At 65.6% G+C, this 5,368-nt stretch carries 6 protein-coding genes; 3 read left to right on the top strand and 3 right to left on the bottom strand.

Features of this window, described 5'->3' with window-relative positions:
* Nucleotides 1-311, bottom strand: a 311-nt coding sequence (locus tag DBR20_RS09730) for a helix-turn-helix domain-containing protein (RefSeq protein ID WP_146186982.1), incomplete at its 3' end; no start/stop codon positions are given.
* A 103-nt stretch (nucleotides 312-414) separates the two neighbouring features.
* On the opposite strand from DBR20_RS09730, the gene DBR20_RS09725 reads away from it, so the two are divergent.
* On the top strand, nucleotides 415-1,491 hold the full coding sequence (locus tag DBR20_RS09725) for an MBL fold metallo-hydrolase (protein WP_108266033.1): 1,077 nt from the start codon (nucleotides 415-417) through the stop codon (nucleotides 1,489-1,491).
* 21 nt (nucleotides 1,492-1,512) lie between these two features.
* Here DBR20_RS09725 and DBR20_RS09720 read toward each other — a convergent pair whose 3' ends face one another.
* Together DBR20_RS09720 and DBR20_RS09715 are read right to left on the bottom strand one after the other, a co-directional pair.
* Entirely contained in the window at nucleotides 1,513-2,013 is a 501-nt protein-coding gene (locus DBR20_RS09720; RefSeq protein ID WP_108266032.1) for a DNA-binding protein, read from the bottom strand.
* 110 nt (nucleotides 2,014-2,123) lie between these two features.
* Nucleotides 2,124-2,903, bottom strand: a complete 780-nt coding sequence (locus DBR20_RS09715) for an NAD(P)H-dependent oxidoreductase (protein WP_108266031.1) — start codon at nucleotides 2,901-2,903, stop codon at nucleotides 2,124-2,126.
* A gap of 84 nt (nucleotides 2,904-2,987) precedes the next feature.
* On the opposite strand from DBR20_RS09715, the gene DBR20_RS09710 reads away from it, so the two are divergent.
* Both DBR20_RS09710 and DBR20_RS22900 read left to right on the top strand, forming a co-directional pair.
* Entirely contained in the window at nucleotides 2,988-3,884 is an 897-nt protein-coding gene (locus DBR20_RS09710; protein WP_108266030.1) for a LysR family transcriptional regulator, read from the top strand.
* 114 nt (nucleotides 3,885-3,998) lie between these two features.
* Nucleotides 3,999-5,368: discoidin domain-containing protein (locus tag DBR20_RS22900; protein ID WP_258223274.1), on the top strand; the 1,370-nt coding region annotated here is incomplete at its 3' end.

The following is a 5,368-nucleotide window of genomic DNA, read 5'->3' as shown; positions in this document are numbered from 1 at the left end:
AAGTTGGCATCGCCCAGCAGGTCCAGTTTCTGCCGCAGCAGCTGCAGCAGCTGCACCTCCAGCGGCTGGTCGGCACGGTACGGCAACTCGACGCTGGCCACGCTGCTTTGCCACAACTCTTCCAGGATCAGCGCGAACAGTTCTTCCTTGCTCGGGAAGTGGTTGTAGACGGTGCGCTTGGAGACACCAGCCACCGCCGCGATGCGATCCATGCTGGTCGCCTCGTAGCCCGCCGACCGGAACTCCTCCACCGCCGCGCGGACGATGGCCTCGCGTTTGCGATCGGTAAGGCGTTGCGGGGCACGGGACATGGCGGGACCAGACAGCTGAACGGATGCCTCCATTTTACACCCAGCAGTGTACTTTCCGAAAATCGGAAACTACACTGTGCAGTGTACCCCGCGGACGTCACCCATGAAGCGCCTGCTCCTTGTCCTCCTGCTCGGAATCCTCGCCGTGACCGCCTATACCTTCTGCAAATCCTGGTCCCTCCCCGACTTCCCCGATTCGCCGCAGTACCGCGAAGGCAAGTTCCGCAATGCCCTGCCGAAGCCGGCGATGGGCCTGCGCGATGGCCTGGAGATCTGGTGGACCTTCCTGTTCAACAAGCCCAAGGGCACCGTGCCCAACCACCCCATTCCGGTGCAGACGCTGGACCGCGCCACGCTGGACGCAGCGCCTGACCGCAGCCTGTTCCGGCTCGGCCATTCGACCATCCTGCTGAAGCTGCGCGGCCAGTACTGGCTGACCGATCCGGTGTTCTCCGAACGCGCATCACCGGTGCAATGGATGGGCCCGGCGCGCTTCCATGCACCGCCGATCAGCATCGACGAACTGCCGCCGATTGCCGGCGTCATCCTCTCGCACAACCACTACGACCATCTTGACCACGCGGCCGTGATGAAGCTGGCCGGCAAGACCGCGCGCTTCATCGCGCCGCTGGGTGTGGGCGACCAGCTGATTGCCTGGGGCGTGGATGCGGCCAAGGTCGAACAGTTGGACTGGTGGCAGTCCACCGAAGCCGCTGGCCTGCGCCTCACCGCCACGCCCGGCCAGCATTTCTCCGGCCGCGGCCTGGGTGACAGCGATCGCAGCCTGTGGGCCTCGTGGGTGATCCAGGACGGCGACTTCCGCATCTTCTTCAGCGGCGACACCGGCTACTTCGATGGCTTCAAGGCCATCGGCGAGAAGTACGGTCCGTTCGACCTGACGATGATCGAAACCGGCGCCTACGATCAGCGCTGGGCGTTCGTGCACATGCAGCCCGAACAGACCCTGCAGGCGCACCTGGACCTGCGCGGCAAGTGGCTGCTGCCGATCCACAACGGCACCTTCGACCTGGCCCTGCACGAGTGGCAGCAGCCGTTCGAACGCATCAGCGCTTTGGCTGCGGCAAAGAACGTGCCGGTGGCCACGCCGATGATGGGCGAGGCACTGGACATGCAGGCACCGACCGCGGGAACGCGCTGGTGGGAGCGGGTGGAACTGTAACGGCCTGTCCCGCAACGACCCTCAGCCGGGATGGCTAACCAGCCGTTCCTGCTCCTTCGCCACATTGATCTGAAGCGCCGCAGCAGCGAGCTCCGCCAGCTCGCTGCTGACCTTCTGGCTGCCGCGCGCCTGCATCCACGAAAGAATATCGGCCAGATGCCAGATCGACGCGCTGCCTTCGTGCACCGGTGCCGGAAACGTCTGCGGGTGCGCGAGCAGCAACTTGCGCATGTTGTGCCGTGACATGCCCAGCAGATCAGCAACATCCGTCAGACCCACCAGATCGGGACTGACTTCGATCAGCTCTGCACCGGGTACGGCCCGTCGCACATCTGCCAGCGCGGAGTGAATCGCCTCGGCGGCACTGCTCGCTTCACGACAGAATTCCAGCGCCAGCCTTGCCGCGCTCCCTACGCCCAGCAATGCATCTCCACATCCAGCATCGAGCAGGCGCCGCTCGAGGGCACCTTGATCAATCGAGGTATCAGGCAAGTGGTATCTGAGGGTGAAGTTGAATTCCATCTTCAATGGACCTGCGTCTCCCTGAGTTCACTGAGGGCGGCTACAACGCGTGCCGCTGGACTGCCGAACCTACAGAATCTCCGTCGCGTTTCCAGAGGCGAATGCGCCATTCACGGTTCGAGGTGAACTCGCAACCCTGCCTCACCCTCGGCCAACTCCGGCCGCAGCTCCAGCGACGGGATCAGATAATCCCCAGCGTTCTGCCGCCGGTAAGCAATCACCGGATCGCTCGCCAGCCCATCCAGCCGCGCACCCAGACCCTCCAGCACGGCAGGCAGCGACGCCTCATCGATACGACTGCTGCGATAGATCACATGCGCCGGCAGCACGTCAAAGCCGGGATAGAACAGGATGCCGTGCTGGATCGGGAACAGCACATCGTCGATCGGCCCATTGATACCGCGAAGACCGTAATGCGACTCCCAGCCGCCGGTGGTTACCACCAACATCGCGCGCTTGCCCGACATTGCGCCTTCGCCATAGCGGTCGCCCCAGTGCCGATCGGAATGTTCGCCAACGCCATACGCAAAACCATAGGCGTACACGCGGTCCACCCAGCCCTTGAGGATGGCCGGCATCGAGAACCACCACAGCGGGAACTGCAGGATCACCGCGTCAGCCCAGCGCAGTTTTTCCTGCTCGACGGCGATGTCTGCACTCTGGCGGCCGGTCTTGAAGGCTTCGCGAGAATCCAGTGAAGCGTGGAACGGCAGCGAAGGATCCCGCCCGATGTGATCGTCGGCATCGATCTGCGCCTTCCATTGCATGGCATGCAGATCGGACACCTGCACGGTGTGGCCGGCACGTTGCAGGCGCTCGACCGTGAAGGCCTTCAGGGTGCCGTTGAGCGAGGTCGGTTCGGGGTGGGCGTAGACAAGCAGGACGTTCATGGTGGTACCAGGGAGGGATTGCCGGCCACGTTAGGCGTCGCCGCGCTATAGTTGAAATGAATTCCTGCAATCCCCGGCATTGCCATGGACAATACCCTGCGTCGTATCGACCTCAACCTGCTTGTGACCCTGCAGGCCTTGCTGGAAGAGCAGAACGTCACCCGCGCCGCCGAGCGCCTGCATCTGGCCCAGCCCACCGTCAGCGTGCAGTTGGCGCGCCTGCGCGACCTGTTCGATGATCCGCTGCTGCTGCCGGGGCCACGCGGCATGCGTGCCACCGCGCGGGCCGATGCACTGCGCGAGCCGTTGGCCGAGGCACTGGCCGCAGTGCAGCGCGCGGTCGCGCCGGTACAGGCGTTCGATCCCGCCCAGGCCACGCAGACATGGCGGATCATGGCGTCGGATTTCGGCGAAACCACGATCGTCCTGCCGGCGTTGGCCGACCTGCGCCAGCGTGCACCCGGCATCCGCATTGCGATCGTCAGCCTGGCACCGGCGCAGATGGTGGCGCAGAGCGAACGTGGCGAGATCGATCTCGCTCTCCACATCACCTCCGACGCGCCTCCTTCGCTGCATCATCGCCCGCTGTTCCAGGAACGCTACGTACTGGCCGGGCGCCGCGATCATCCACGACTCAGGCGACGGCCGACGCTGAAGCAGTTCTGCGCACTGGACCATGTGATCGTGTCACCGGATGGCGGCGGCTTCCATGGCGGCACCGACAGCGCGTTGGCGCATGCCGGCGCGCGTCGCAACGTGGTGCTGTCGGTGCCGCACTTCCTGTTCCTGCGCAGCGTGCTGCTGCGCACGGATCTGGTGGCGATGATGCCGTCGCGCCTTGTCGCGCAGGACCCGGCCTTGAGGGCCGTTGAAGCCCCCCTCGATGTGCCGGGGTTCGAAATGGTGATGCTCTGGCACGAGCGCGTGCATCGCGATCCAGCGCATCGCTGGTTGCGCGAGCGGATCTGCGCGCATTCATGAAACGTCGGGCTGGAGCATGTCCAGGAAATATTGCGACGCGTCATGTAACCGGTTACATCCCTTGCTAGCGTAGGCCCGCCCGTTCCCGGGCCCTGCTGATGTGAGGCCTTCGCAATGACGTTGTGCGCTGACCGCTGGACCGCTCCCTGCCCGCCGAACCGGCGCCTTGCCCTGGCCTTGCTGCTGCCGACCCTCGCACTGGCTGCAGCCGTAAGCGCACAGAACCTGCCACCGCGTGCGCAATGGCAGGCCAGCGCGTCATCGCAGCAGGTTCCGGCGATGGCGATCAGCCACCTGATCGACAACGATCCGAAGACGGTGACCGGTGGCGCGTTCAGTCCCGGCCATTGGTTCCAGATCGATCTCGGCAAACCGGCGATGCTGGCCGGTACCCGCCTCACCTGGGATGTCTCCAACCCCGAAGGCTATTCGCTGCAGACCTCGCTCGATGGCAAGCAGTGGCAGACGGCTTATGTCATGGCCGATTCGCTGGGCGGCATCGAGACCCTGTACTTCGCACCGCGCCAGGCCCGCTACCTGCGCCTGGCCAGCCCGCAGCGCACCTCCGACTGGGGCGTATCCATCTTCGAAATGGAACCGCTCGACACCGTGCTCACTGCACGGGTGACCGGTCTGGATGCCGCCCAGTCCGCTGCGCTGTGGCAGGGTGGCGGCTCGGTTGCCATCCCCGCGGGCAATGCCGGCGTGCATACGCTCGACATCACCCTGCCCCGTGCGCAGCCCAGCACCGGGCTGGCGGTGGACTGGGCCAACGTGCACGGCGCTGCACGCCTGCAGGCACAGGACGCGCAAGGCCGCTGGCACGAACTGGCGCGCGATGCGCAGGCGGCGACCCGGCAACAGAGCTGGCTGGCAGCCGACGCGCCACTCGACCTGCAGGCACTACGGCTGACCGTGGAAGGCGATGCACCGCAGATCAAGCGCATCCGCCTGCTCGGCCCGAAGGCGGTGATGACGCCGATGAAGCGCTACCAGATCGCCGCCAGCGGCGCGCAGCGCGCCTTGTTCCCCGCGTCGCTGCACATGCAGCAGACCTACTGGATGGCGGTGGGCGTGCATGCCGGCCGGCAGAAATCGATCTTCGACGAATACGGCAACATCGAGGCCTACAAGGGCGCACCGCTGGTGCAGCCGATCTGGCGCAGTGCCGATGGCCGCGCGGCGGGTGCCGCCGAACACCCCGTGCAGCACGCCCTTCGCGATGGCTGGAAGCCGATGCCATCGGCCACCTGGTCGCCGCAACCGGGGCTGGAACTGCGCAGCGAGGCCTTCGCCATCGAACGCGACGGGCAACCGGTCACCTTCGTACGCCATCGCCTGCGCAATACCGGCAGCACGGCGATCGAAGGCACGCTGACCCTCGCGGTGCGACCGATGCAGATGAACCCGCCGTGGCAGAACGGCGGGCTGTCGCCGATCCGCGAAGTGGTCGTGGAAGGCAATGCCGTGCGCGTCAATGGCCG

The sequence above is a fragment of the Stenotrophomonas sp. HMWF023 genome (assembly GCF_003060985.1).
GTDB lineage: Bacteria > Pseudomonadota > Gammaproteobacteria > Xanthomonadales > Xanthomonadaceae > Stenotrophomonas > Stenotrophomonas lactitubi.
This window is presented reverse-complemented; position numbering and strand designations above follow the sequence as displayed.

What these genes read in the sequence shown, in the direction of transcription:
- DBR20_RS09725 (WP_108266033.1), top strand. Translation starts at nt 415, where the DNA reads ATGAAGCGCCTGCTCCTTGTCCTCCTGCTCGGAATCCTCGCCGTGACC.
- DBR20_RS09720 (WP_108266032.1), bottom strand. Translation starts at nt 2,013, where the DNA reads ATGGAATTCAACTTCACCCTCAGATACCACTTGCCTGATACCTCGATT.
- DBR20_RS09715 (WP_108266031.1), bottom strand. Translation starts at nt 2,903, where the DNA reads ATGAACGTCCTGCTTGTCTACGCCCACCCCGAACCGACCTCGCTCAAC.
- DBR20_RS09710 (WP_108266030.1), top strand. Translation starts at nt 2,988, where the DNA reads ATGGACAATACCCTGCGTCGTATCGACCTCAACCTGCTTGTGACCCTG.